This window comes from uncultured Gemella sp. (assembly GCF_963537375.1).
GTDB lineage: Bacteria > Bacillota > Bacilli > Staphylococcales > Gemellaceae > Gemella.
In genome coordinates this window covers 1-26,200 of the sequence record NZ_CAUTDQ010000029.1, presented here as the reverse complement: position 1 = coordinate 26,200, position 26,200 = coordinate 1, and the positions used below count along the sequence as shown (strand labels likewise).

24 protein-coding genes and 3 tRNA genes are annotated in these 26,200 nt (G+C 30.1%); 13 read left to right on the top strand and 14 right to left on the bottom strand.

The features are described from left to right. The first annotated feature begins 209 nt into the window (after positions 1–209). The gene (gene rny, locus RYK99_RS06630; protein ID WP_314991173.1) at positions 210–1,763 is read left to right on the top strand and encodes a ribonuclease Y; all 1,554 of its coding nucleotides are present in this window, start codon (positions 210–212) and stop codon (positions 1,761–1,763) included. Between the two features lie 809 nt (positions 1,764–2,572). Then, positions 2,573–3,358, top strand: coding sequence for a formate/nitrite transporter family protein (locus RYK99_RS06625; RefSeq protein WP_048802258.1), 786 nt, complete (start codon positions 2,573–2,575; stop codon positions 3,356–3,358). A 186-nt stretch (positions 3,359–3,544) separates the two neighbouring features. Here the strand turns inward: RYK99_RS06625 and RYK99_RS06620 are convergent, their stop codons facing one another. Continuing rightward, positions 3,545–4,630 carry a branched-chain amino acid aminotransferase gene (locus RYK99_RS06620; protein ID WP_314991170.1) on the bottom strand — a complete coding sequence of 362 codons (1,086 nt, stop codon included), beginning with the start codon at positions 4,628–4,630 and terminating at the stop codon, positions 3,545–3,547. 293 nt (positions 4,631–4,923) lie between these two features. Between RYK99_RS06620 and RYK99_RS06615 the strand changes: the two genes are divergently transcribed. The 7 genes from RYK99_RS06615 to RYK99_RS06585 are packed head-to-tail and all read left to right on the top strand — an operon-like array spanning position 4,924 to position 9,748. Beyond that, positions 4,924–6,102 (top strand): aminotransferase class I/II-fold pyridoxal phosphate-dependent enzyme, encoded by a 1,179-nt coding sequence (locus RYK99_RS06615; protein ID WP_314991168.1) that lies wholly within the window; start codon positions 4,924–4,926, stop codon positions 6,100–6,102. Between the two features lie 21 nt (positions 6,103–6,123). Next, positions 6,124–6,750, top strand: coding sequence for a dTMP kinase (gene tmk / locus RYK99_RS06610; protein WP_314991166.1), 627 nt, complete (start codon positions 6,124–6,126; stop codon positions 6,748–6,750). Then, complete coding sequence (locus RYK99_RS06605) at positions 6,740–7,576, top strand: DNA polymerase III subunit delta' (protein ID WP_314991164.1); 837 nt, start codon at positions 6,740–6,742, stop codon at positions 7,574–7,576. Before tmk ends, RYK99_RS06605 begins: the two co-directional genes overlap by 11 nt. A gap of 1 nt (position 7,577) precedes the next feature. Next, a complete protein-coding gene (locus tag RYK99_RS06600; protein ID WP_314991162.1) occupies positions 7,578–8,312 on the top strand; it encodes a methyltransferase domain-containing protein in 735 nt (244 codons plus the stop codon). Beyond that, positions 8,296–8,607 carry a GIY-YIG nuclease family protein gene (locus RYK99_RS06595; RefSeq protein ID WP_314991160.1) on the top strand — a complete coding sequence of 104 codons (312 nt, stop codon included), beginning with the start codon at positions 8,296–8,298 and terminating at the stop codon, positions 8,605–8,607. The genes RYK99_RS06600 and RYK99_RS06595 overlap by 17 nt, the downstream gene beginning before the upstream one ends. Next, positions 8,608–9,438, top strand: coding sequence for a 16S rRNA (cytidine(1402)-2'-O)-methyltransferase (gene rsmI / locus RYK99_RS06590; protein ID WP_314991158.1), 831 nt, complete (start codon positions 8,608–8,610; stop codon positions 9,436–9,438). Continuing rightward, positions 9,431–9,748 (top strand): hypothetical protein, encoded by a 318-nt coding sequence (locus tag RYK99_RS06585; RefSeq protein ID WP_314991156.1) that lies wholly within the window; start codon positions 9,431–9,433, stop codon positions 9,746–9,748. The genes rsmI and RYK99_RS06585 overlap by 8 nt, the downstream gene beginning before the upstream one ends. A gap of 21 nt (positions 9,749–9,769) precedes the next feature. Here the strand turns inward: RYK99_RS06585 and RYK99_RS06580 are convergent, their stop codons facing one another. Together RYK99_RS06580 and trkA are read right to left on the bottom strand one after the other, a co-directional pair. Further along, complete coding sequence (locus tag RYK99_RS06580; protein ID WP_314991154.1) at positions 9,770–11,263, bottom strand: TrkH family potassium uptake protein; 1,494 nt, start codon at positions 11,261–11,263, stop codon at positions 9,770–9,772. Between the two features lie 3 nt (positions 11,264–11,266). Continuing rightward, the gene (trkA, locus tag RYK99_RS06575) at positions 11,267–12,640 is read right to left on the bottom strand and encodes a Trk system potassium transporter TrkA (protein ID WP_314991152.1); all 1,374 of its coding nucleotides are present in this window, start codon (positions 12,638–12,640) and stop codon (positions 11,267–11,269) included. Between the two features lie 433 nt (positions 12,641–13,073). Here trkA and dnaG point away from each other — a divergent pair, with 433 nt between their 5' ends. After that, positions 13,074–14,864 (top strand): DNA primase, encoded by a 1,791-nt coding sequence (gene dnaG / locus RYK99_RS06570; RefSeq protein WP_314991150.1) that lies wholly within the window; start codon positions 13,074–13,076, stop codon positions 14,862–14,864. Between the two features lie 12 nt (positions 14,865–14,876). Then, positions 14,877–15,962, top strand: a complete 1,086-nt coding sequence (gene rpoD, locus RYK99_RS06565; RefSeq protein ID WP_271965798.1) for an RNA polymerase sigma factor RpoD — start codon at positions 14,877–14,879, stop codon at positions 15,960–15,962. A 250-nt stretch (positions 15,963–16,212) separates the two neighbouring features. Here the strand turns inward: rpoD and RYK99_RS06560 are convergent, their stop codons facing one another. From RYK99_RS06560 to ychF, 3 genes are all read right to left on the bottom strand, one after another. Then, complete coding sequence (locus tag RYK99_RS06560; protein ID WP_314991148.1) at positions 16,213–17,499, bottom strand: IS1182 family transposase; 1,287 nt, start codon at positions 17,497–17,499, stop codon at positions 16,213–16,215. A 130-nt stretch (positions 17,500–17,629) separates the two neighbouring features. After that, positions 17,630–18,922 carry a DUF6792 domain-containing protein gene (locus RYK99_RS06555; RefSeq protein ID WP_314991146.1) on the bottom strand — a complete coding sequence of 431 codons (1,293 nt, stop codon included), beginning with the start codon at positions 18,920–18,922 and terminating at the stop codon, positions 17,630–17,632. 107 nt (positions 18,923–19,029) lie between these two features. Next, entirely contained in the window at positions 19,030–20,130 is a 1,101-nt protein-coding gene (gene ychF / locus RYK99_RS06550; RefSeq protein WP_003147405.1) for a redox-regulated ATPase YchF, read from the bottom strand. A 430-nt stretch (positions 20,131–20,560) separates the two neighbouring features. Here ychF and RYK99_RS06545 point away from each other — a divergent pair, with 430 nt between their 5' ends. Further along, the gene (locus RYK99_RS06545; protein WP_314991143.1) at positions 20,561–21,412 is read left to right on the top strand and encodes a VOC family protein; all 852 of its coding nucleotides are present in this window, start codon (positions 20,561–20,563) and stop codon (positions 21,410–21,412) included. Positions 21,413–21,556: 144 nt separating this feature from the next. Further along, the gene (locus RYK99_RS06540; RefSeq protein ID WP_314991141.1) at positions 21,557–22,105 is read left to right on the top strand and encodes a VTT domain-containing protein; all 549 of its coding nucleotides are present in this window, start codon (positions 21,557–21,559) and stop codon (positions 22,103–22,105) included. 46 nt (positions 22,106–22,151) lie between these two features. Here RYK99_RS06540 and RYK99_RS06535 read toward each other — a convergent pair whose 3' ends face one another. From RYK99_RS06535 to RYK99_RS06500, 8 genes are all read right to left on the bottom strand, one after another. After that, complete coding sequence (locus RYK99_RS06535) at positions 22,152–22,337, bottom strand: DUF951 domain-containing protein (RefSeq protein ID WP_003147408.1); 186 nt, start codon at positions 22,335–22,337, stop codon at positions 22,152–22,154. Between the two features lie 11 nt (positions 22,338–22,348). Next, positions 22,349–23,212, bottom strand: coding sequence for a mechanosensitive ion channel family protein (locus tag RYK99_RS06530; RefSeq protein WP_314991138.1), 864 nt, complete (start codon positions 23,210–23,212; stop codon positions 22,349–22,351). Between the two features lie 2 nt (positions 23,213–23,214). Next, positions 23,215–24,075 (bottom strand): ParB/RepB/Spo0J family partition protein, encoded by an 861-nt coding sequence (locus tag RYK99_RS06525; protein WP_314991136.1) that lies wholly within the window; start codon positions 24,073–24,075, stop codon positions 23,215–23,217. Next, the gene (locus RYK99_RS06520) at positions 24,068–24,826 is read right to left on the bottom strand and encodes an AAA family ATPase (protein WP_314991134.1); all 759 of its coding nucleotides are present in this window, start codon (positions 24,824–24,826) and stop codon (positions 24,068–24,070) included. The genes RYK99_RS06525 and RYK99_RS06520 overlap by 8 nt, the downstream gene beginning before the upstream one ends. Beyond that, positions 24,804–25,688, bottom strand: a complete 885-nt coding sequence (locus tag RYK99_RS06515; RefSeq protein ID WP_314991132.1) for a ParB/RepB/Spo0J family partition protein — start codon at positions 25,686–25,688, stop codon at positions 24,804–24,806. Before RYK99_RS06515 ends, RYK99_RS06520 begins: the two co-directional genes overlap by 23 nt. Positions 25,689–25,884: 196 nt before the next feature. Continuing rightward, a tRNA-Trp gene (locus RYK99_RS06510) sits at positions 25,885–25,955 on the bottom strand. 5 nt (positions 25,956–25,960) lie between these two features. Then, positions 25,961–26,044: transfer RNA gene (locus RYK99_RS06505), tRNA-Tyr, on the bottom strand. 15 nt (positions 26,045–26,059) lie between these two features. Next, positions 26,060–26,132 (bottom strand) — tRNA-Thr (locus RYK99_RS06500). Between the last annotated feature and the right edge of the window lie 68 nt (positions 26,133–26,200).

The following is a 26,200-nucleotide window of genomic DNA, read 5'->3' as shown; positions in this document are numbered from 1 at the left end:
AGGATTTACTCTTCTTTTTTTATATTTTGTCTCACATCAATTGTAACACTACAATAGTAACTAGATTTTCCCTGAGTGAACTATTGACTTTTTACTATAGGTAGTGTAGAATTGTAGTTATGGTATGTGATAGATTGCCAGAGTTTGAAATTCTGACAAAAGTACAATATCATAATAAAAAATTTTTCAAAATAGAAAGAGGTTGCAAAATGATTTATGGAATAATCAGTATTGCAGCTTTACTTGTTGGACTTTTATTTGGATATATTATTTCAAAAAATTCTATTCAAAAGAGATTAGAATTATCTAAGCAAGATGCCGAACATATTATTGGTGAGGCAAGAAAAGAAGCTAGATATATAGTAGAAAAAGAAACTACAATAGCTAAAAAAGAAGCTGAAGAGATAATCAATATTGCTAATAAAGAAGCAGAATTTAAAAAACAAGATATTCAAAGACAAGAAGATAGAATCGTTCAAAAAGAATCTTCATTAGAACGTCAAACAGAACTTCTGAATAAAAAAGATGAACTGTTAAGTTCAAGAGAGATGAAATTGGAAGAAAAATCTCAGCTTCTTGAAGAGAAAAGTAGTGAGGTTAATCAACTTAAAATTCAACAAGAAACAGAGTTGCAAAGAATTGCAAACTTAACAGAAGAACAAGCTCGTGAAGAGATTATGGCCGCAGTTGAAACTGATATGGCTAAAGACATGGCAATATATATTAGAAATAAAGAACTAGAGGCGAAAAACGTTGCTGATAAACGTGCAAAAGAACTTATTGTTCAATCGTTACAACGTTTTGCAACAGATGTAGTTAGTGAAACTACTGTATCAGTTGTTGATCTTCCAAGCGATGATATGAAGGGTCGTATTATCGGACGAGAAGGAAGAAATATTCGTACTTTAGAAACATTGACTGGAGTAGATTTAATTATTGACGATACTCCAGAAGCAGTTATCCTTTCTGGATATGATCCTATCCGTCGTGAAATTGCAAAAACAGCGATTAAATCACTTATCGATGATGGTCGTATTCATCCTTCAAAAATTGAGGAAGCTGTTGACAAAGCACGTAAAAACATTGATCAAGTTATTAGAGATGCAGGGGAACAAGCTACATTTGATCTTGGAATCCACAACATGCATCCAGATTTAGTTAAGATCGTAGGTAAGTTAAAATATAGAACAAGTTATGGTCAAAATGGACTACAACACTCTATGGAAGTAGCTTATATCGCCGGACTTATCGCAGCTGAGTTAGACTTAGATGTTGCTACAGCTCGTCGTGCAGGTTTACTACACGATATCGGTAAAGCACTTGATCATGAAGTAGAAGGTTCACACGTTGAAATTGGTGTAGCATTAGCTCTTAAATATAAAGAGAATGCGATTGTTGTTAATGCAATTGCTTCACACCATGGTGATACTGAACCAACAAACCCTATTTCTGTCATTGTTGCCACAGCGGATGCACTATCTGCATCACGTCCAGGAGCTCGAAGAGAGTCATTAGAAAACTATATTAAACGTCTACAAAAACTTGAAGAAATCGCAAATGAACACAAAGGTGTAGAGAAAACATTTGCTATTCAAGCAGGTCGTGAGATTCGAGTAATCGTAAATCCTGAAGAAGTAGATGATACAAAAACTTACAAAATTGCCAAAGAAGTTAAAAATAAAATCGAAGAAACGATGCAATACCCAGGAAACATTAAAGTTAATGTTATTCGTGAGGTTAGAGCGGTTAAGCTTGCAAGATAATAAATTAAGCGATTGGACATGTCCAATCGCTTTTTTGTATGTTTTTGTAATTTAGATAGTAGTTATAGTAACAGAGTTAATAAAAAAAGAAATAGAAAATTTTGAATAGATAAAGTCTGTGCGTTTACTATTATATTTAGATTAATGCTTATACTAATACATTAATTTACTTAAATAATAATTAGTATCATTATCATGATATATAATAAGGTTTCTAATAAAAATAAGAGATAAATTAACTTCAGAATCAAAAGTTAATAAGATTTTTTAACGGGAAATTAATTATTCAGTATATTAAAGAGGTAATTTGGTATATAATAAGAGTTTACTTTTCAATTGTAATTTACAAAGGTACCAATGTATACTTCCTTATAATAACAGTTTTTGTTTATTGTGAAGAAAAGAAAATAGTGCTTTCTTTACATTAGATAATATTATCTTAGTGTAATTTAATCGTATTATAAAAAATACATATATTTTTTTAGTAATTAATTTAGGTTAATTCTAAATAAAGACTTCATAAAATAATATAATCTATAAGAAGAATGATTAAAAATTATATTTACAGTAAATATTAGAAAACGTTTAGTTTTAGCTAAAATAAACATAGTAAATTAAATCAAATAATAATTTATTTGTTATTGTAAATATAACGGTACATAAACTAGTTGTTAATTTCTATACATTTTAATAAAATCTGTATTAAAACAGGGTTGAAAAAATGTTGTTGTTATTGTATAATCTTTATTGTAGATATAGAAAAGGTTGTATCTATGTAATTATTATAATTTTTTAAGGAGAGTGTTATTATGACAAACACTGTAGAATCTAAAGTATTTTTAGAGCCACAAGAAACTTATGAGTTAACTTGTAAAAAAGGTGTTGCTAAAGCGACTGCAAGCCTTAAATACATGTTAAGTTTAGGATTCTTAGGTGGTGCATTCATCGGGGTAGGTTTCTTAGCTTTACTTCGTGTATCAGGATCAATTCCTAAAGAATTCGGAGGAATTGGTGCATTATTAGGGGCATCTGTTTTCCCAATCGGACTTATTTGTATTTTAGTAGGTGGTGGAGAGTTAGTTACAGGTAATATGATGGCTGTAACTGTTGCATGGTTCAATAAGAAAATTAGTTTTAAACTATTAGCTAAAAACATGGTTGTTATTACATTTGCAAACCTTGTAGGTTCATTAGTTATTGCTTATTTCTTAGGACATTTAACTGGTTTAACTGGTGGAGCTATTGCAGCTAAAACTATTTCAGCTGGTGAATCAAAAGTATACTTAACATTCTGGCAAGTATTCTTCTCAGCTGTAGGTTGTAACTGGTTAGTAGGTATGGCAGTATGGTTAAACTTCGCTGCTAAAGATGTAGGTAGTAAAATGTTTGGTGTATGGTTCCCAATTATGACATTCGTTGCTATTGGATTCCAACACTTGGTTGCGAACATGTTCGCAATCCCAGCTGCAATGTTTGAAGGTGCAAATATCTCTGTTTTACAATTTATCCAAAACATGGGAACAGTATTCTTAGGAAACTTTGTTGGAGCTGTTACTTTAGTTTCTGCTCTATACACATTTGCTTACAAAAAATAAGCTTATAAAAGTCGATAGAATATAATTTACATTAATAATATTAGCAAATAAATAAAAAAGATGAAGTTGGTGTTATACTATACTTCATCTTTTTATTGTATTTCATATTATTTGCACTTTGGATAAATAACAAATAAGATAAAAAAGACTCCAAATTGTTTAACTTGGAATCTTTTATGTTTAATATTATTCTTCTACTTTAACAACCCATCCGAATTTATCTTCAACTTTACCAAGTTGGATACCAGTAAGTAGGTTGTAGATTTTTTGAGTCCATTCTCCTGGTTTATCATCTTTGATAAGTTCTAATTTCTTAGTACCATCGAATAATTCACCAACAGGAGCGATTACTGCAGCAGTACCACATAAGAATACTTCTTCAAGTTTTCCGTTATCGTAAGCTTCGTAAACTTCTTCTAGAGACAGTTTTCGTTCTTCTACTTTTTCACCTAATGATTTAAGTAATTCTAATACTGATGCACGAGTGATACCAGGAAGGATAGAACCGTTTAATTCAGGTGTAACGAATGTTCCATCGATTTTGAAGAAGATGTTCATTGCTCCTCCTTCTTCGATGTATTTTTGTTCTACTCCATCAAGCCATAGAGATTGAGAGTAACCAAGTTCTTGTGCTTTCTTTTGACCTTTAAGAGATCCAGCGTAGTTACCTGCAGTTTTAGCGAATCCGAAACCACCACGTACAGCACGTACATATTCGTGTTCTACGAAGATTTTATTTGGTTGAAGACCAGCTTTGAAGTAGCTTCCTGATGGAGATAAGATGATTATAAACTTAACTTCATTGTTAGGGTGTACTCCAAGTGCTTCTTCAGAACCATATAAGAATGGTCTAACGTATAGTGAAGTACCTTCAGATTTTGGAATCCAGTCTTTATCGATAGAGATTAATTTTTTAAGTGCTGCTAACGCGAACTCTTCATCTAATTTAGGTAATGCGATACGGTCTGATGAATTGTTTAAACGTCTAAAGTTTTGCTCTGGACGGAATAAAACAGCTTCTCCGTTTGCGTTGTATGCTTTCATACCTTCGAAAACACTTTGTCCGTAGTGTAATACGTTTAATGCAGGTGATACTGGGATAGGTCCATAAGGTACGATTCGTGGGTCGTACCAGCCTTTATCAGCCGACCAATCCATAACGAACATGTGATCAGTGAACACTGAACCAAATCCTAATTTATCATCTGGTGTTTTTTCCTTTGGATTTTTAGTAAGTTCTACTCTTATATCATTTACTGTTAGTTTTGTCATAATTATATTTCTCCTTATCTTTAAACAATTAATTTTTTTAATATGTTAAAGTTATTATAATACTAATCTAAGTTTTTTTCAATACTTTTCTTTAAATTTTCTGAAATTTTAATCGAAATATCCGAAATTAGATATTGAAAAAATTTTGAAAATGCTATAAAATTATATGTAAACATTGTTTGGAATTTTATTCCATATTACTAATAAGAATTCTATTTTTACTGAAAATATGATACAATATTAGTATTACATTAACAATGTATCTAATTATAATAAAGAAGGAAGATAAATTTATGGAAATTAAAAAATCATTAGAAAATAAGTTTAACACATCACTTGCTAACCTTACAGGTTCACCGATAAGAGAGTTTGATAGATATGCTTCTTCTATAGAAGGAATTATCAAATTAACTTTAGGAGAACCAGATTTTGACACTGCAGAAGAAGTAAAAGAAGCTGCAAAACGCGCTTTAGATAATAATAGAACACATTATTCAGTAAATAATGGTATTGCTGAGTTACGTACAGCATGGGCTGCTAATTTAGAGAAAAGATATAACTTAAATTATAGCCCTGATGAAATTATCGTAACAATAGGGGCATCGGCTGCGATAGAACACACAATTTCCGCTGTAACTAACGAGGGAGATACTATTATAGTAGTAACACCGTATTTCTCAGCTTACGAAGGTGTTGGTATTTTAAATAAATGTAATATCAAATTTATAGATACAGTTGATAATGGATTTAAAGTTCTTCCTAGCGATCTAGAAAAAGCTTTAGAAGAAAATAAAGATGCAAAAGCAATATTAATTAACTATCCAAATAACCCAAGTGGTGTTTCATATACTAGAGAAGAAGTTAAAGCTATTGCTGATGTATTAGGAAAATATGATATTTTTGTAATTAGTGATGAAATATATGGAGATATTACATATAATTATAAACACACATCATTAGCAGAATTTATTCCGGAACAAACTGTTCTTATTAGTGGATTATCTAAATCTCACGCTATGACAGGATGGCGTGTAGGATTCATCGCAGCTCCATTAGCGATGATTAGAAAAATTGGAGTATTCCACTTATTTACAGTTTCTGGTGCGGCTACATTTATTCAAGATGCAGCAGTAGTAGCACTTAATGATGAAAATGTAGATAAATACAATAAACACATGATTGAGACATATAGAGAAAGAAAAGATTATATGGTTCCAAAACTACGTGAATTAGGATTTGAAATTCCTGAAATCGATGGGGCGTTTTATATCTTCGCTAAAATTCCAGCTAAGTACCGTGATTTAGGTGCTATGGAGTTCTGTAAATTATTAGCTAAAGAAGCTCGTGTTGGGGTTATTCCGGGAACAGCTTTTGGTAGTGCATATAATGACTTCTTTAGAATAAGTTATGCAACAAGCATCGAAAATATTAAAGAAGCAGTTGAAAGAATTTCTCAATTTATGAATAAATAATATAGTAGAAAGGTTATTCGAATGAAAGGTAAATTCATAACAGTAGAAGGTTCAGATGGTTCAGGTAAAACGAGCTTTATTAACTTTGCTACCGAGTATTTAAAAGAAAAAGGATATAAGGTAATTACAACACGTGAACCAGGGGGAACAGATTTTAGTGAAAAAGTACGTGAACTTCTATTTGATAGTTCTAACGATATTGACGCTAAAACTGAAAGTTTGCTATTTTGTGCAAGTAGACGCGATCATATTGTAAAAAAAATACTTCCACATGTAAATGAAGGTTATATAGTTATATGCGATCGTTTTGTTGATAGTTCAGTAGCTTACCAATCTTATGGTCGTGGACTTAGTAAACAAGATATATTGGATATTAATGCATATGCTACTGATAACTTAGAACCTGATTTAACTTTATACTTTTCGGTAGACGTTGAGGTAGGTCTAGCTCGTACAAAAAATAGAGACGATAATAACCGTATGGATCAGGAAAGTTTAGACTTTTATAAAAATGTAAAACGAGGTTATGATGAACTTTCGAAAGAGAATACAGAGCGCATCAAAGTAATTGATGCAAGTGATACTTATGAAAATGTTCAAAAACAGGCACTTTCAATACTGGAAGGATTTTTAGACAATGAACTTTAGTAAAGATGAAATTGTAATAAAATCTTTAACAAATACATTAAAAACTAATAAACTATCCCATGCCTATCTAGTGATAGGCGAGGATAGTTTATATTCTGATGAGTTTATTTTAAGTTTTGTTAAAGCAATATTTTGTTTAGAAAATAAAAATAAAGAATTTTTTAGTTGTGAGAGCTGTAACAATTGTCGCAGTATAAATCACGGCAACTATGTAGATTTTTATAAATTAACTAGTGATGCTTCTATAAAAAAAGATGAAATTCAAACATTGAAATCTGACTTAAGTGTTAAATCATTTTATGGTAAAAAAATATATTGGATAAAAGATATAGAAAAAATGACAGAACAAGCTGCAAATAGCTTGCTTAAGTTTTTAGAAGAACCTGAAGACGATATTATTGCTATTCTTAGCTGTAAAAATATTAGTGCCGTACTACCGACTATTATTTCAAGATGTCAACAGATAAAATTAGTAGGGCAGAGTGAAGATAGGGAAGTTACAGAAAATGAGGAAATAATTAAGATTGTTTCTGAATATGTAAAAAGATATAGTAGGAAGCCACATATGGCTAATATCTATGTTCTGGGCTTACTTAAAGTTAAGGAAGACATATTAGAGTTTTTTAAATATTTGAGTATTAAAACTACAAACAGTTATTCTGAATCTAATCAATATGACACAGTGAATATAAGTAAAGTTCAAGAGAAAGTACTACTTGCTTTAGCTGATTTAAATGCTAATGTAAATGCAACATTAGTTTTAGAAAAATTTTTATTTACAGTTTTATTGGATAAAATTAATTTAGAATTTTTATTGCGAGGTTAGTATGGAAGAGAATTTGAGAGTAGATTTAGTTTCAAAAAATTATAAAATTTTTCAGAAGGTTGATCATTATAGTATGTCAACAGATTCTTTTTTACTTCCTTATTTTGCTAATGTACCGAGAAGTTTCAAAAAAAGTATAATTGAACTTTGTAGTGGTAACGGTGGAATTTCAATTATTCTTAGAGAAAAATCTGATGCTAAAGTTGAAATGTTAGAAATTCAAGAAGACCTAGTTGAGCTAACTAAAAAAAGCATAAAACTTAATGGAATTACGAATATGGAAGTAAGAAATGGTGATGTGAAGAATGTGAAAGAATATTATAGACCATCATCATTTGATTATGTAATTTGTAATCCGCCGTATTTTCCAGTGGAGAATATGCCGAATCAACGAGAAAAGTTTAATCATAATATTTCACGTCATGAACTTTTATGTAATTTAAGTGATATTGTAAGAGCAATAAGATATTTGCTTAAACAAAATGGTAAGTTTGCTATGGTACATCGAACATACAGGATAAGTGATATTATTTCTGAATGTGAAAAAAATGGCTTAGCTATTAAACGAATTAGATTTATTTATAGTAAAGCAACAAGTGATACTAGTAAAATTGTATTAATAGAAGGTAGTATCTCTAAAGTTAGTGATATCAAAGTAGAACAACCATTTTATATTTATAATGAAGATGGTAGTTATACAGATGAAATGAAGAAAGTGTATGGTATTTATGAGTAGTTTTATGTATGTAATTGAGTGTAGTGATAAAACTTGGTATACTGGATATACGACAGATATTGTTAGACGAATAAAAACTCATAATGCAAAAAAAGGTGCGAAATACACTAGGGTTAGAGTACCGGTAAAACTTTTGTACTTTGAAGAATTTGAGACTAAAAGTGAAGCGACGAGAGCCGAAAGTTTATTTAAGAAATTAACACGTACTAAAAAAGAAGAATATATTTTATTAAATTTGGATGCAAGTAAAGGGCAAGAAGTAAAAGATTTAAATAAAAAAATAGAGGAAAAATAAATGTTATATTTAGTAGGAACGCCAATAGGTAATTTGGAAGATATTACTTTAAGAGCATTAAGGGTGCTAAAAGAAGCGGATATTATAGCTTGTGAAGATACAAGAAATACACAAAAATTATTGAATCATTATGAAATAAAAGGTAAAAAACTACTTAGTTATCATGAACATAATGAAGATAAGATGAGTGATAAAATAATAGAATACTTAGAGGAAGGCTTAGATATAGCTTTAGTAACAGATGCAGGTATGCCTTGTATTTCAGATCCAGGGTATGTACTGGTGGAAAAAGTTAAGCGTGCTGGTTTAGAGGTTGTAGCTCTACCAGGTGCTAATGCTGGACTTACTGCATTAGTGGCAAGTGGAATAGAATCATATAATTATACTTTTTATGGATTTTTACCACGAAAAACAAAAGAACTTAAACAAAAGTTAGAAATTATTTTAAGCTCGAAAACAACTGGTATTTTGTATGAGAGTCCACATAGGGTAAAAAACTTAGTGGAAGAAATCGTAAAAATTGCACCAACAAGAAATATTGCTGTAGCGAGAGAACTTACAAAGATGTTTGAACAAATTGAAACATTTGAAGCTAGTATAATATTAGATATGTTGGGTGAAGAGATTAAGGAAAAAGGGGAGTTTGTTGTTATTATTTCTCCTTCAAAAGATGAAGAAAAAGACGAACTTAATCTTGATGATATCGTAGAAATAATTTATGAAAAAGTACAAAATGGTGAAAAAAAATCAGAAGCTATTAAAAATACTGCTAAAGAATACGGCATAAATAAAAAAGAGGTCTATAGTTTATATCATGAAAAATATGATTAATTTCATAATAGTAAATGTATTGATAATAATATTTTTAATTGCCGCAATTCACATTAAAATATTTTTCCTACCTTTAACAGTATTTGTATTCTTAAATATATATCTAATATATAGAAGAAGTTCAGACTTAGATAAAAATGAACAGAAGAAAAAAATTATGTTGCATAATGTAAAGAATTCTCTAGGTGTAATTCTGGGATATACTGAAGCTCATAATGACGAATTAATAACAAAAGAGGAACTTGATGAACGAATTAATGAAGAAATTCAAGAGATAGTTTCAATGATAAAAGACGAGATCTATAAGTAGAACTCGTCTTTTTGTTTTGTATTACTCATTATAATTATTTATTATTCTTTGACTTTCTCTAGCTTTTTTTCTACGTTTTTTCCATGTATTAGCAGAGAAGAATACTATTAATGGCATTAACTCTAAGCGACCTAGTAACATAGATACTGATAATATCATTTTAGTAAAATATGGTATTTGTGAAAAGTTACTCATTGGACCATAGTGATTGAATGCTGGTCCAGCGTTACTGATTGATGTAACTGTTAAGGAAATTGCATCTTCAAAGTCATTGATTTGGAATGTTATTAAGAATAGTATAATAACATATACAAATCCGAATAATAGTAAATAGTTAGAAAGTGGAGTAGTATCTTTAATTACTTTTCCATCAATTTTTACCATGGCTATTTTTCTAGGATTTAAAGCTTTACTTATACTTAGTTTGGTATTTTTTACGAAAAAAATAAGTCGCGGAATTTTTATTCCACCAGCAGTTCCTCCTGTACAACCTCCAACGATCATCAGTATTAAGATTATCATTTTTGAAAATACCGGCCAAATGTTAAAGTCATTATATGTAAAACCTGTAGTGGAAACAACAGATGAAACTGTGAAAAATACATCTAATAAACTATGGTTTGGCGTATCATATGAACGATAGATATCTAGAAACATGATTACAGAAAGTATACCAATCATTCCGAAAAACCATCTAAGTTCTTCGCTTTTTAGAACTTTAAAGTATCTCTTAAAAATAATAAAGTATAATAAACTTAAATTCATTGAGAAAATCAGCATAAATATCGCAATTACTACTGTAACATAAGTACTGTTATAATATGCGATTCCTGCATTCCTTACTGAGAAGCCACCAGTTCCAGCAGTAGAGAAAGCTAGGTTTATACTATCAAAAAATCCAACGCCACCAAACATTAAGAATATAAATAGAAGTACTGTAAGTGCTACATATATTCCATATAGATAAATTGCTGTTTGTTTCATAGAAGATACAACTTTCCCGAAATAAGGACCAGGTACCTCGGCTTTTGCTATATGAATAGTATGAGGAGATCGTGGCAGAATTGCTAGAGCAAATACAATAACCCCCATACCACCTATAAAGTGTGTGAAACTTCTCCAAAATAGTAAACTTTTACTTAAAGTCTCAATATCTTCTAAAATAGTTGAACCTGTAGTAGTGAATCCACTAACAGTTTCGAAAAAACTATCGATATAATGAGGGATTTCTCCTGATAAATAGAAAGGTAACGCCCCTAGTAATGAGAAAATAACCCAAGTAAGGGTAACTATCACATACCCCTCTCTTTTGTAGAAATCACGTTCGGTTACATCTTTTGTTAAAAAATGTAATAATAATGATATTATAAAACATATCATTATAGTGATTAAATACGAGTTAGTTACATAAGTAGGTTCTTTGTATATTAGTGAAATAATTGTAGGAAGTATCAGTAAAGCGGCTAAAAGAATTAGCATTTTACCTAGAACGTTAAAAATCATTTTAAAATTCATAGATTACCTCCTAGCAAGAATATCATCGATATGTTCAATTTTCTGTTGATAACTAACTACAACGACATTATCATTCACTTTAATTTCATCATCACCATTTGGGAAGATTTGTTTATTATTACGAATTATAAATGCTATAAGAGTATTATCATTAATATCAAGATCTTTTAATTTTATACCGATAACTTTTGAATTTTCGCTTGAGATTTTAAATTCAATTACTTCAGCTTTATTGTTCGATATTCTATAGAAGTTTTCTATATCTGTTGCACGGCTACATTGTAAAGATTTTGTATGTTTTTTTATTATATTTCCTACGATTTCTTTAGGAGTAATATATGAATATTGACCGATATCCTCAGCTATCTGTTTTAGAGATGCACGGTTAACTTTTGCTACAGTTTTCTTAATACCAAGTTTATGTGCATATATATTAATTATAATATTTTCTTCATCTAAACCAGTTAAAGATATACAACTATCGAAAGTTTGAATACCTTCTTCAATTAGTGTATCGCGATCACTCCCGTCGGCCCAAATAACATCAATTTCAGGATATGTCTCACTCAAAGAAATTGCTTTTTCTTTATCAATTTCTATTACTTTAGTATAGAAAGATGCTTTTTGTAAAAATTCTACAAGGTAGTAGGCTACTTTTCCTCCGCCTATTATTAAAGATGAAGTTATTTTCTTTTCTAAGTTTTCTTTATTACCTAAAAGTTTATAGAATTTTTTTAAATTTTTATTTGATGCAGTTATATGAACTTTATCTCCGACTTCAAATATATAATTCCCACGAGGAACGAACACTTCTCCCTTTCTTTCTACTAAACATACTAGGGAAGGGAAATCAATGTATTTTCTACTATCAATAAGTGAAACACCCTTTAGTAAACTATTTTCATTTATTAATACTTCTAGAATATTAAATTTATTGTTTGAAAAACTTTCTACTTTTGTTGCGGTAGGATACTTAAGCATATAGAAAATTTGTTTAGCTGCTTCGTACTCAGGGTTAACCATAAGATCTATTCCTAGAGATTGTTTAATAAATTCTTTTGTTTTAGAATATTCAGGGTTACGAATTCTTGCTATCGTATATTTTGCTCCCATTTGTTTAGCTGCAATACAAGATATCATATTAATTTCATCACTAGTAGTTACTGAAATAAACATGTCAGAATTAGCTGCATCTGCTTCTAATAATATGTCTGAATTTGCTCCGTTACCGATCAGTCCATTTATATCATATGTTTCAACGAGTTTTTCAACACGACGTTCATTTGTATCTATAATTGTGACTTCATCAAATGTGTTAGAAAAATCGGCACAAAGAAGCTCTCCGACTTTACCACCACCGACTATAATTACTTTCACTTTCGTACTCCTTTTTTTAATGATATTCATATTATAACCTAAATTAAAAGAATTTTCTATACCATATGATTTTACTAATGACTGACGTGATATAATGGTGGATTTGAGGAAAAGTTTGATTTAAATTGTATCTTAATAAAATGTATAATTATCATCTTCTAAAAATATGATTTTAAGTGAGTTTGGAATTGTTAATCATTAGACTATAGAATTGATAACAGTGATATTATAATAAAATTTATCATAATAAAATCTAAATGTATGATTGTAGAAATAATATAATATTAATTTTGAGAAGTAAAATTAACTTAGTGTGATAATATAAATATTTTAACAAAGTCTATCAAAATCCCTTTATTTATGTTATAATTAGTGTTGGGAAATAATCTATTCATTTATTCTTAATGGTAAATTGAGGAAGAGGAGGAATAAGGTGGCAAAAATATCTAAACAAGACATTGACTATATTTTTGATAATATTGATATAGTTAGTCTAGTTAGTGAATATGTCAAATTAGAAAAAAGAGGACAAAATTATTTAGGTTTATGTCCGTTTCATAATGAGAAAACACCATCGTTTACTGTTTCTCCAGAGAAAAAAATAGCCCATTGTTTTGGATGCGGTAAAGGTGGAAATATTTTCCAATTTGTTTCGCTAATTGAAAATATTACGTATAATCAGGCGATCGTAAAGCTTGGGGCAAGGTTAGGACTGAATATAGAGTCAAAAGTGAATTTAGAAGCTAATTACGATTTAAATAATGAGCTGGACATAATGTATTATGGGCACATGCTTTTAGCAGATTATTATAACTATATTTTACTAAATACAAAAGAGGCTGAAGAAGCACTTAATTACTTATTGAATAGGGGACTGAGCATAGATGTTATTAAACACTTTAATATAGGTTATGCTCCCCGTGATAATAATATAGCTTTAAACTTCTTTAATTCTAATCAAATTAATTTAGATTTAATGGTTGAAGCTGGGCTATTAGGAAAAAATGAAAGTGGCAATTATTATGATGTTTTTAAAGACAGAGTAATGTTTCCTATAAAAAATAATCAAAATCAAGTTGTAGCATTTTCGGGAAGAACTATGTCTTCGGACAAAAGTGTTGCGAAATACTACAATACGCATGAAACGAAAATTTTTGAAAAAAGAACGGTCTTATATAACTTCTCTGATGCGAGAGCTTTTATAGCTAAAGAGAATGAAGTAATATTATGTGAAGGTTATATGGATGTAATTAAAGCCCATCAAAATGGTATAAAGAATGCTGTTGCTTTGATGGGGACAAATATAGACAATAATAAATTAAAAGAGATTTTATCACTTGTGAAGAAGGTCACATTAAGTTTAGACAATGATGACGCTGGTTCAAAAGCACAGATAGAAATTGGGAATAGGATTATCCAGACAACAGATAATGTCTATAAATTAAAATTTTCTGGAGCTAAAGATTTAGATGAGTTTTTATCAGATAAAAATTCTAAAAATAAAGATTTTGATGCTGTAAACTATATTAAAAATAATAAAGAACACTTTATTAATTATAAAATTGAATATTGTAAAAATGATTCAAAGACTAATATTGAACTAAGAATTCAGTATAAAAACGAATTGCTTAAAAATATTGCTTATATAGAAGATGAATCATTAAGATACATATTGCTTACTAATTTGGCAGAGGAGTTCGGAATCGAGCGACAAGTTCTTCTTAGAGAATTAGGTCAAGTGAATGTGAAAAGAAAACAAGCAGCTGTAGAATGGGTAGTACCGTCTAATCCAGAACAGTTGTTTAGAGTAACGAATTATGACAAAAAGGTGTGTAAGTTATTTAAATACTTTTTTGTTGATAGGGCATTGTTTATTGAAAAATACAATGATCTAGAGAAATGCAATTTCCCACAAGAAGTATTTGTGAATCTTATGGATTACTTGGTTATTTACTATAATAATAACCTTGAGTTTCATATTCATAAATTTATTCATAGTATTGAAGATGATGAGGTTGTCAGACTTGCAACTTACATTGATGAAACAGATTTTCTAATAGAAGAAAATCCAACTGTAGAGATTGTAAGCGACTATATCAAGTATTTTTCAGATAATCAAATTACATTAGAAGAGATAAAAGACAGGCTTAGGGTTGCAATTCAAGAAATGGATGTGGAAACTCAAAAAGAATTGCTGTTTCAGTTGAAAAAGTATAAGAAATAGAAGGAGAAGAACATGGCTAAGAAAGCAAAAGATTTTGAAACAATAAAAAAAGAATTGTTAGAAAAAGGTAAAAAACAGGGTGAATTAACTCAAGAAGAGATTGTAGATGCATTATCAAAATTAGACATTTCTTCAGAAGCGATGGATGATTTTTATGAAGAGTTAAATAATGAAGATATTATTTTAATTAATGCAAATCATGTAGAAGAAGAGGAAGAGGAACTAGATTTAGAAGATTTATCAGTTCCAGCAGGAATCAGAACAAATGACCCTGTAAGAATGTACCTAAAAGAAATTGGTAAAGTTCCTTTATTATCAAAAGAAAAAGAATTAGAACTTTCAAAAATTATTGAAACAGGAACAGAAGCGGAAAAAGAACAAGCTAAAAAAGATTTAGCTGAAGCTAACTTACGTCTTGTAGTAAGTATTGCAAAACGTTATGTAGGACGTGGAATGTTATTCCTAGACTTAATTCAAGAAGGAAACATGGGATTAATTAAAGCTGTTGAAAAATTTGATTACTCAAAAGGATTCAAATTCTCAACATATGCAACATGGTGGATTCGTCAAGCGATTACTCGTGCTATTGCCGACCAAGCTAGAACAATTCGTATCCCTGTTCACATGGTTGAAACAATTAACCGTCTAATTCGTATTCAAAGACAATTACTTCAAGATTTAGGGCGTGAACCTAAACCAGAAGAAATCGCTAAAAAAATGAATATGACTCCAGAAAAAGTACGTGAGATACTAAAAATAGCTCAAGAACCTGTATCATTAGAAACACCAATTGGTGAAGAAGATGATTCGCATTTAGGAGATTTTATCGAGGATAAAGATGCACAATCTCCAGTAGAGCATGCAGCTAACGAATTATTAAAAGAACAACTAGAAGAGATTTTAGAAACTCTTACTGATCGTGAAGAAAATGTATTAAAACTACGTTTCGGTCTAAAAGATGGTAAGACTCACACACTTGAAGAGGTTGGTAGTGCGTTTGGAGTAACACGTGAACGTATCCGTCAAATTGAAGCGAAAGCTATTAGAAAATTAAAACACCCATCTAAGCTTAATAAACTGAAAGGGTTTATGGAATAGGTCTTATAGGTGTTGATATAATCAATTTTATGAGTAGACTATTTTCGAATGGGAGCAAAATGGGAGCATAAAAAATTACCCTAAAAAATATATAAAAGAATAATAAAAAAAATAAGGTAGTGTAAAAACTACCTTATTTTTTCAGATTGTTGACAAAACGACCAAAATATCAATGAACATATTGATGTTTTGGTCGTTTTTCAAAAAAAATAAGCCTTATGACTAAAGCATCAGTAGTATTAAGAGATGATTATACCTCTCTTAGTGCTATTGTTTTCATATTTTGAACGCAACAAGACAACCAAGCGTACGACTGTACTTTGGCTTTACCTCTATATTGTGCATATCTGTATCCATGATTTTGTTTTGAATCTGCAAAGCTACGTTCTATTGTTTCTTTTCTTCTCTTATACAATAGTTTTCCTTCTTTTGATATACGTCTTAATCTAGCTTCATCATAATAATCCGCATTTATATGGCGTCTTATTATTTTCTTTTCGTTTTTATCATCACTTTTATATTGTTTATATCCATTTCTATCAATATTTCTGTATCTAAATATTTCTCCTGTTCGTTTATCCACATATATATCTTTTTCTTGTAAGTATTTAAAATATTTGTTATCTTTTGATCTTGAGAATCTTCTATATCCTATTACTGAAAATATATTTTTTTTATCTAACTGTTTTAGTATGTCTAGAGAATAATATCCGCTATCTAACGCAACTTTTCCTGGTGTTAATCCGAAATTTTTTTCTATCTGATTTAATCTATCTATATATGGACCACTATCATGAACGTTTCCTGGAGTTATGTGACAATCCATGATTATATTATTTTTCCCATCTACTGTTCTATGGTCTAAATACATAAAACCTTCTTCTTTATGATCTCTGTGATAATAACCGCTATCCGGATCAGTTGTGTTAACTCGTTGTCTTTTTAGTTCTTCTTTTTCTTTATATTCAAAAGGCTTTTTTCCTATTTTTTCTCTCTCTTCGTTTATTTCTTTTTCTAAATCTAATTTTCTTTTTTTTATTTTTGTAGTTACTTCAACTTTGAATTTCTTTTTATTTGCGTTAGCTTTAATATGTGTTGAATCAGTAAAAAACTCATTACCACCTACTAGTTTCTTTTCAATTGCTTGATTTACTATATTAATAAATATTTGTTCGAACACATCAGTTCCTTGGAAACGTCGAATATAGTTTTGTGAAAATGTAGAGTAGTGTGGAACTGGTTTAGAAAATGGTATCCCTAAAAACCATCTAAATGCAGCATCTGTTTCTATTCTTTTTATTGTTTCTCTCATTGATTTTATTCCATAGAAATCTTTTAAAAACACTAATTTGAATAATACTACAGGGTCTAAACAATTTCTACCTGATGTGTGGCTATAGTATTCTTCTGTCAAATCATAAATAAATTTAAAATCAATAGCTTTATCTACTTTTCTTAAAAAATGATCTTTAGGTACTATTTCTGATAATGTCATTAGTATTATTTCATCTTTGATATTTTCTACTTTATTAAACATACTAAAACCTCCTTTGTATACTTATATTATACCATTTTAAGGATTTTATTTCAGTTAAAAAACAGGCTGTTGACCTATTTGTCAACAGCCTGAAAAGTCAACATGAATAATATTTTCATGTTGACTTCTATTATTTCACTTTTTCTAGTACATCGTAGAAAGATGGTAAATCATGTGCTTCAGCTATTTCTGACCAGTTTCCTACATCGTCTAAACCTTTAGCATGAGTTAGCGTATAAATTGCCTTAGTTAATGTGTAAAATTCCTGCAATGGTTTTAATAAATTTTTAAAATTGGATTTGCTAGCATCTCCCATTACTTTTTCATAAAGTGTTGTCGCTTTTTTACTATCATTACAATTTATTACATCATCTGATATGATTCCTGAGTGCGCTAAATACAATAGATAATTATAAACTGCCTTAAACGTTCTGTATGAATCTGTAATTCCTACTTCACTAGAAGTTTTTACTCCTTTTTTATATGAAAAATTACTTATTTGTTGTTGAATTGGTGTTTTTATTTTTTCTACAATCAACCCAATAAATTCATCCGTCACCTGTTTTTGATTTTCTACTACATCATCTGGTGTAATATTTTTATCAATTAACCTATTATAAAAATCGCAGAAAATTTTATCCAGTTCATAGGTATCCTCTTCTGTTAAATACTCTTCAGGCGCAACAAAGTTCTTTATTATCTCAGGAAACTCTATAGTTTTTCCTACATGAAATGTTCCCACCGTCATATTTAACGATTGTATAAAATCATTTTTTCTCACAAAATTATATATATGATGAGCATTTTTTGCATAATAATTAGAAGTGAAATCCTGTAGTTTATTAGTCTCTTCTAAATCTTTATCTAAAAAATACTCTTCCAATTTTTTATCAAATTTTTTATCGTATTTTCTAAGTTGCTTTAACTGAGGTAAAGCTGTATTAAATGTGTAAACTCGTTGATATGTTTGTTTTAATAGTTCAACAGTAATTGCTATATGACCTCCAAGAGAGTGTCCAGCAGCAACTTTATAGCAAGAGTCAAAGTTTATAATCTTTCTTTTTAAAAACTTAGTAAATTTACATGCAGAATCTATTTGGCTAGTATTTTCTCCTGAAACTATTCCCGTATAATTGTAAAACCAGTCACTAATATCTTCACTCTCACTACCTCTATAGATAACAAGAAGTTCTTTAAGTTCTGGAATATAGATTGCCGTAGCTTGAAATCCATTCTTCGTAATCTTTGGAACTGATATTCCACTATTATATACTTCAATGTTTTCAAAAACTTCTCCAGTAATATCTTTTATAATTCTTTTTATTTTATATTCTGCTGTACTCTGTTTCTTATTTCCTTTAATTAAATACTCATACTCTGTTAGTTTAGCTACGAGTAGTGGATTATGGAAAAATCTTAACATCGTCAAATCACCTCTTTTATATAAAAATAATTATAACATATTTTATAGAGAATATAAAAATTCTATATCTTCCCACATAATGAGAAAATATAGAATTTTTGTTTATATTATACGTTGAATCTAAATAACATGATATCGCCGTCTTTTACTTCGTATTCTTTACCTTCAAGACGTACACGACCTGCTTCTTTAGCTTTTGGCATACTTCCGTATTCAACTAAGTCATCATAACTTACAGTCTCAGCACGGATAAATCCACGTTCGAAGTCTGAGTGGATAATTCCAGCACATTCAGGAGCTAACATACCTTTCTTGAATGTCCATGCACGTACTTCTTGTACACCTGCTGTGAAATATGTTGCTAATCCTAATAGGCTATAACTTGCTTTAATTAGTTTGTCTAATCCACTTTCATCAATTCCTAACTCTTCAAGGAACATTGCTTTTTCTTCATCTTCTAATGAAGCCATTTCTTCTTCGATTTTCGCACAAACTACGATAACTTGGCTTCCTTCACTTGCAGCAAATTCACGAACACTTGCTACGTGTTTGTTAGCATCAACGTCTAGTAAATCATCTTCACTTACGTTAGCAACATAAAGCATAGGTTTCATTGTTAATAAATGTAATCCTTTTGCGATTTTTTGCTCTTCTTTATCGAATTCTAGAAGTCTCGCTGGTTTTTCTTCTTTAAGAATATCACGCACTTTAGAAAGTACAGCAAATTCTGCAACAGCATCTTTATCTTTTTGTTTAGCTTGTTTTTCAACACGTCCGATACGTTTTTCAACACTTTCTAAGTCAGCTAAGATTAACTCTAGGTTAATAACTTCAATATCGTATAATGGATCTACTCCACCAGCAACGTGAGTAATGTTTTCATCTTCAAAACATCTAACAACTTGACAAATTGCATCTACTTCACGAATGTGACTTAAGAATTTGTTCCCTAGTCCTTCACCTTTAGATGCACCTTTTACGATACCAGCAATATCAGTAAACTCGAATGATGTTGGTACTGTTTTTTTAGGTTCTACTAATTCTGTTAATTTATTTAATCTGTGGTCTGGTACTTCTACAATCCCTACGTTTGGATCAATTGTTGCGAAAGGATAGTTCGCAGCTAATGCTCCTGCTTTTGTAATTGCGTTAAAAAGTGTACTCTTTCCTACGTTTGGTAATCCTACTATTCCGGCTGTTAATGCCATAGTATCAATCACTCCTTTTCTTTATTAATTTCTTATATTACTTAGGCCTTGCCTACTCAACTTAACTATTATATCATAAAACGCAAAACTTATCATTTAATATTATGCTATTTAAAAATATTTTTGTTAATAATCATTAATTTCATTCATTAGTATATAAAAAGATACTAACTATTATAAAAGTACGTACTTTACAAAAAATATTTTAGTATGTAAAATATATTACAAGGATTAACAAAAAAGTCCTAAATTTTAAAAAAGTGTATACGATAACTCATAGACGCAGTGGTTTATTGATATCTAAATTTGCTTTATAAAAGCTTTTTAGATATCTAATAAACTTTACGGGGATGACTCAACAAAATCGATTTTCGAAATCGCGATTTTTGAGTCACTCCCATGAAAAAAACTAAAAGGATGATAATTAACTATGAAAAAATATAATTCAAACATTAAACTTGGAACTGCTACACTTAATGTTGTAAACTTTGACAGACAACTCAAATTTTATACTGAAGTTATGGGAATGACTGTAATTTCTAAAAATGATATAGAGGCTACTTTAGGAACTTCAGATAATACTCCGCTTCTTCACTTAAAAAAAGTTGATGACCCTCTAGTTCGTTCTTATGGACTATACCACATAGCATATCTAGTTCCAGATGAACAAAGTCTAGCGAATATCTTACGTCATTTTATTGATTCTAACGTTCCTTTAGATGGTGGTTCTGACCACGGTTATAGTAATGCTCTTTATCTAAGTGATATTGAAGGTAATGGCATAGAAGTATATTATGACAAAGATGAAAGTACTTGGGATAGAAAAGAAGACGGTAAAATCATAGGAGTAACTGAACCTATAGATGCTAATCATCTACTAGATATCTCTGAAACTGTAGTACCTTATACTTTACCAGTAGGAACAATTATTGGTCATGTTCATCTAAGTGTTCAAAACTCTACAGTTTCTTCTAACTTTTATCAAGAAGTACTAGGATTTAGTGATAAATTTACTGTAGCTAGTGCAAGTTGGATTGCTTATGGTGATTATCACCATCACCTAGCTGTTAATCACTGGGGCGGGCCTAACTTAAATCTTAGACAAAAAGGAACTCCTGGTTTAGATTATTTTGAAATTCTATTTATAGACAAAGATCCTTACAATAAAGTTGTAGAAAATATTAAAAATAATAACACTAAAATCATCTCTGAATATGATGATAATAAGATCATTATCAATGATCCTAATGGTATTGAAATTCATTTAATAAAAGAAGTATAATATCTAAAAGTCTTTACTCGAGTGGCTCATCAAAATCGATTTTTCCAAAATGACGATTTTCGAGTCACTCCCTTTAGTTATTAGTCGCTTATTTCCATAGCTTTATGATATAATAAGAATATTATTTTATCAGAAGGAGGACCTATGCAGGATTTTATAGCACAATTTGGTAGTTTTGCACCTATAGTTTTTTTAATACTAGCATCTATATTACCAATATTTTTATTCCCACCAGGGATATTTTCTGCGATTGGTGGTTATTTATTTGGTTTTACTCATGGTTTTATCCTTTCGATAATTGCATCGATAATCTATACTAGCGTGATGTTTATCATTTCAAGATATTTTGCCAGTGATTATGTAGAAAAATACTTAGCAAAAAAACTATCTAAAAAACAATACGATACAATTTTCAGTATAAGCGAAAATAAGCTTATGATATTTTTAATTGTCTATAGATTAATCCCTGTTCTTCCAAACAGTGTAATTTGTTACTCATATGGTTTAACTAAAATATCGTTTAAAAAATATTTTATCGGTAATATTATAGGGTTAATCCCTGGAAAAATGATCTGGTTACACTTTGGTACTACTTTAAATAATATTGGAAGTATGGAATTTTTATATGGAATAATTATTGTTTTAGCCTTTATGATTATAAGTTCAAAAGTATCAAAAAAATTTAATAAATAGTAAAAAAGCTAGTGATTCTAAATTTAGATTCACTAGCTTTTTCATATTATGAATGTTTTTCTACTATTTTTTTAATTTTTTTGTTAAACTCACGTCTTGGCATCATAATATTATTATCACACTTCAGGCATTTTATTTTTATATCTGCTCCCATACGTGTAATTTGCCATCTATTTGTACCACAAGGGTGTTGTTTTTTCATTTCAACTATGTCGTTTAATTCATATTCCATAAGCCAACCTCCTATTTTTCTTCATTTGAAGTAAGTAGTGATTCAAACTCTTTATAAAAATCACGTCTTAACATTGTTTCCACTTTATTTTTCTTACCAACTTTCGCCTTACCAACGACTTTTATTGTAATAACATTATCAGCTATATTTTCTATATTATCTATATGTAATTTATCATTTTTATATAATAATTCTCGATATTCTTTACTAGAATTAGCCGAGTTTATTACTTTGTTTACGCGCTCCTCACTTTTTTCAATAGTATCATCGATTTTTATCGGCAACTCTACTAAGGCTAAATTATACATTAATGAATAGTTTACAACCTGATTAATAGTTCCATTAGGAATAAAATAAACTTCTCCATCTTTAGATCGTATTTTCGTAGAACGTAAACCAAGTGACATGACGTCCCCTCCAGCAATAAAAGCTGCTTGGTTGTATATTTTTACATTATCTCCTACATCAAATTGTCCTTCAAGAATGATAAAGAACCCCGAAATAATATCCTTAACTAAGCTCTGAGCACCAAATCCAATAGCAACAGAGGCAATCCCAGCACTAGCAACTATACTCGTCGTATTAACTCCTAAAATAGACAAAACTTGGAAAAAGGCAATAAAATAAATTGAATAACGAACTGCGCTTTTTACAAGCTTATGTAACGTCTCTGATCGTTTCTCATTAAACTTTATATTAAATTTCTTATTAGCATTATCTCTAGTCGTCATAACATAATCAATAATCTTATTAAATATACGCACTAATATCGATGCTACAATGAAGATACCTATTATAATTAGGAATTTTTCTAAAATTGTAATCAATAAATCTGTATTATTTATTGTAACTTTAATTTTTTCAATAAAATTCATAACTATTCATCCTTGAATAATGAAATAATACGTTCAAATTCATCATTGTCTTTGAATTCAATTTCAATCTTACCTTTTTTATTACGACCTTGTTTAATAGTTACAGCCGTTCCTAGAAGTTTTTTAAGATTGTTTTCTTGTTCTTCTATAAAAATATCCTTAACTTTTGGTTTCTTAACTTCTTTTGGTTTTAGTAACTTCGCTACATATTCTTCTAACTCACGAACTGACATTTTTCTATCAATTACTAAAGCACAAACTTCTTCCATAGCTTTTTTTGTTTTTAATGAAAGTAAAGTTCTTGCATGAGCTGCACTTATTAGCCCTTGCTCAAGCTTATTTTTTATTTCTGCAGGTAATTTTAATAGTCGTAAGCTATTGGCGATATATGGTCTACTTTTACCAAGTTTCTTAGCCAATTCTTCTTGAGTTACTGACATTTTATCCATCAGATTTTTATAACTTTCTGATTCTTCTAATGCTGATAAATCCTCACGTTGTAAGTTTTCTAGGACCGCAAAGATCATCATTTCTTCATCTGTCATTTCTTTAATAATAGCTGGAATTTCTTTCTTACCTAGCAGTTCAAATGCTCTATAACGGCGTTCACCAGCTATGATGTAATAACCTTTTACTGCTTTTTTTACAATAATAGGTTGTAATAATCCATTTTTTTCAATAGATTCTTTTAATTCATTTAACTTATCTTCGTTGAAATAAGTACGAGGTTGATATGGATTTTTCTTAATCTCTTCTAATGAGATTTCTACTATTTTATCATTATCAGTAGTTAATTCTACATTTTCAGTAGCAAAAATTGCATCAAGACCACGACCTAATCCCTTACCTAGTTTCTTAGCCACGCTCAATCACCTCTTTAGCTAATGATAAATATTGTTTTGCACCATTAGAATTTTTAGCATATTCAATAATTGGTTCACCAAAACTTGGCGCTTCGCTTAGACGAACAGTTCTAGAGATAACAGTATCGAAAGCTTTATCTTTAAAATGATCTCGAACTTGTTCAGCTACCTGATTAGATATATTAGTTCTACTATCAGTCATAGTAAGTAATACACCGAAAATATCTAATTTAGAGTTCAAGTGTTTCTTAACGATACTAAATGTATTCATAAGCTGACTAAGACCCTCTAGAGCGTAATATTCAGTCTGCACTGGAATAATAACTCCATTAGCTGCAGTTAAAGAATTTAACGTAATTAGACCTAAAGACGGTGGGCAATCGATTACTACATAGTCATACTCACCTTTAATTTCTGAGATTGCATTTTTCATACGTTGTTCACGACTAATCGCTGAAACTAGTTCAACTTCTGCACCTGCTAATGCTATGCTAGAAGGAACTATATCTAAGTTCTCATAAGCTGTTTTTTGAATAACATCATTAATATTAACTTCATCAACAAGTATGTTATAAATTGATTGTTCTATCGCTGCTTTATCTACACCTACACCACTCGTAGCATTAGCCTGTGGATCAGTATCTATTAATAATACTTTTTTCTTTAAATGTGCTAGAGACGCAGCTAAATTTATTGAAGTAGTTGTTTTTCCCACTCCACCTTTTTGATTACATATCGCTAAAACTTTCATCTTTTACCTCTTTATTTACATATCTTGGTATGGTAACTTTGATAACCACACTATCCATATTTTCTTCTTCTTCTTTATTAAGACTAATATTATACTTTTCTTCTAATTTTGCTATTTCTTTTGTTAGTTTTGCTATGATTTTCTGACCATCATAATTTACCGCAGTATTGAAAACTTTAATATCTTTTTTAATCTTCAAATAAGTATCAATTTTTTCCTCAGTTTGAGAAACATTTAGATTTTGTGATAAGATCTGAACTAAAAGTTTTTCCTGAGCAGAAGCATCTAATTTTACCATAGCACGCCCATGTCGCTCAGTAATTTTCTTAGTGTTAATAGCATCAATTACTTTATCACTTAATTTTAATAATCGTAACTTATTAGCTACAGTAGCCTGTGTTTTTCCTAATGATTTCGCAAGCTCGTCTTGAGTAAGCTTATTGATGCTTAATAACTCTTGATATGCATATGCTTCTTCTATGGGTGTCAATTCTTCCCTTTGAATATTTTCAATTAAAGCTAGAGTCGCCATTTGTTCATCCGTTAACTCTTTTACAATCGCCTTAGTTGTAGCGTATTGTAAATACTTAATAGCTCTTAGCCTTCTCTCACCAGCTATAAGTTCATAAAATCCATTCCCTATATCACGAACTGTAATAGATTGAAGTAATCCATTTTGTTTAATAGACTCAGCCAATTCTTTAATTTTTTCTTCTGTAAATTCTCTTCTAGGTTGATATTTATTTGGAACAATCTTTTCAACTAATATTTCTCTAAGGACGTCATCATCAGAAATACCAACTTTTTCAGCTCTTTGTGTTAAATCATACAATTTACTAAATGGTTTTACACTTTCACTCATATTTTACCTCCTATGGGACTTATATACATTAATACAATAACATAATTAATATCTTTTGTCAAAAGTATTTCCCAAAAAATATAACACTATAACCTATATATTTTAGGTATTTCAAAGAATATTTCCTGAGAATATATGGAATTTAGTTATTTTTTTGATAAAAAAAAAGCGTAATCATAACTGACTACACTTTGAACAGGGACGGCAGGAATCGAACCCACACCAAAGGTTTTGGAGACCTTTGTTCTACCGTTAAACTACGTCCCTAAGAATGGTGGGAAGAAGTGGATTCGAACCACTGAACCCTAAGGAGCGGATTTACAGTCCGCCGCGTTTAGCCTCTTCGCTATCTTCCCAAAATATAAAAAAAATGCCGGCCAGAGGACTTGAACCCCCGACCTACTGATTACAAGTCAGTTGCTCTACCAACTGAGCTAGGCCGGCAACATGGTGCCTCGAGACAGAGTCGAACTGCCGACACATGGAGCTTCAATCCATTGCTCTACCAACTG

Excerpts from the sequence above, each read along its gene's own strand:
- rny (WP_314991173.1), top strand. The coding sequence starts at position 210 with ATGATTTATGGAATAATCAGTATTGCAGCTTTACTTGTTGGACTTTTA.
- RYK99_RS06625 (WP_048802258.1), top strand. The coding sequence starts at position 2,573 with ATGACAAACACTGTAGAATCTAAAGTATTTTTAGAGCCACAAGAAACT.
- RYK99_RS06620 (WP_314991170.1), bottom strand. The coding sequence starts at position 4,630 with ATGACAAAACTAACAGTAAATGATATAAGAGTAGAACTTACTAAAAAT.
- RYK99_RS06615 (WP_314991168.1), top strand. The coding sequence starts at position 4,924 with ATGGAAATTAAAAAATCATTAGAAAATAAGTTTAACACATCACTTGCT.
- tmk (WP_314991166.1), top strand. The coding sequence starts at position 6,124 with ATGAAAGGTAAATTCATAACAGTAGAAGGTTCAGATGGTTCAGGTAAA.
- RYK99_RS06605 (WP_314991164.1), top strand. The coding sequence starts at position 6,740 with ATGAACTTTAGTAAAGATGAAATTGTAATAAAATCTTTAACAAATACA.
- RYK99_RS06600 (WP_314991162.1), top strand. The coding sequence starts at position 7,578 with ATGGAAGAGAATTTGAGAGTAGATTTAGTTTCAAAAAATTATAAAATT.
- RYK99_RS06595 (WP_314991160.1), top strand. The coding sequence starts at position 8,296 with ATGGTATTTATGAGTAGTTTTATGTATGTAATTGAGTGTAGTGATAAA.
- rsmI (WP_314991158.1), top strand. The coding sequence starts at position 8,608 with ATGTTATATTTAGTAGGAACGCCAATAGGTAATTTGGAAGATATTACT.
- RYK99_RS06585 (WP_314991156.1), top strand. The coding sequence starts at position 9,431 with ATGATTAATTTCATAATAGTAAATGTATTGATAATAATATTTTTAATT.
- RYK99_RS06580 (WP_314991154.1), bottom strand. The coding sequence starts at position 11,263 with ATGAATTTTAAAATGATTTTTAACGTTCTAGGTAAAATGCTAATTCTT.
- rpoD (WP_271965798.1), top strand. The coding sequence starts at position 14,877 with ATGGCTAAGAAAGCAAAAGATTTTGAAACAATAAAAAAAGAATTGTTA.
- RYK99_RS06560 (WP_314991148.1), bottom strand. The coding sequence starts at position 17,499 with ATGTTTAATAAAGTAGAAAATATCAAAGATGAAATAATACTAATGACA.
- RYK99_RS06555 (WP_314991146.1), bottom strand. The coding sequence starts at position 18,922 with ATGTTAAGATTTTTCCATAATCCACTACTCGTAGCTAAACTAACAGAG.
- ychF (WP_003147405.1), bottom strand. The coding sequence starts at position 20,130 with ATGGCATTAACAGCCGGAATAGTAGGATTACCAAACGTAGGAAAGAGT.
- RYK99_RS06545 (WP_314991143.1), top strand. The coding sequence starts at position 20,561 with ATGAAAAAATATAATTCAAACATTAAACTTGGAACTGCTACACTTAAT.
- RYK99_RS06540 (WP_314991141.1), top strand. The coding sequence starts at position 21,557 with ATGCAGGATTTTATAGCACAATTTGGTAGTTTTGCACCTATAGTTTTT.
- RYK99_RS06535 (WP_003147408.1), bottom strand. The coding sequence starts at position 22,337 with ATGGAATATGAATTAAACGACATAGTTGAAATGAAAAAACAACACCCT.
- RYK99_RS06530 (WP_314991138.1), bottom strand. The coding sequence starts at position 23,212 with ATGAATTTTATTGAAAAAATTAAAGTTACAATAAATAATACAGATTTA.
- RYK99_RS06520 (WP_314991134.1), bottom strand. The coding sequence starts at position 24,826 with ATGAAAGTTTTAGCGATATGTAATCAAAAAGGTGGAGTGGGAAAAACA.
- RYK99_RS06515 (WP_314991132.1), bottom strand. The coding sequence starts at position 25,688 with ATGAGTGAAAGTGTAAAACCATTTAGTAAATTGTATGATTTAACACAA.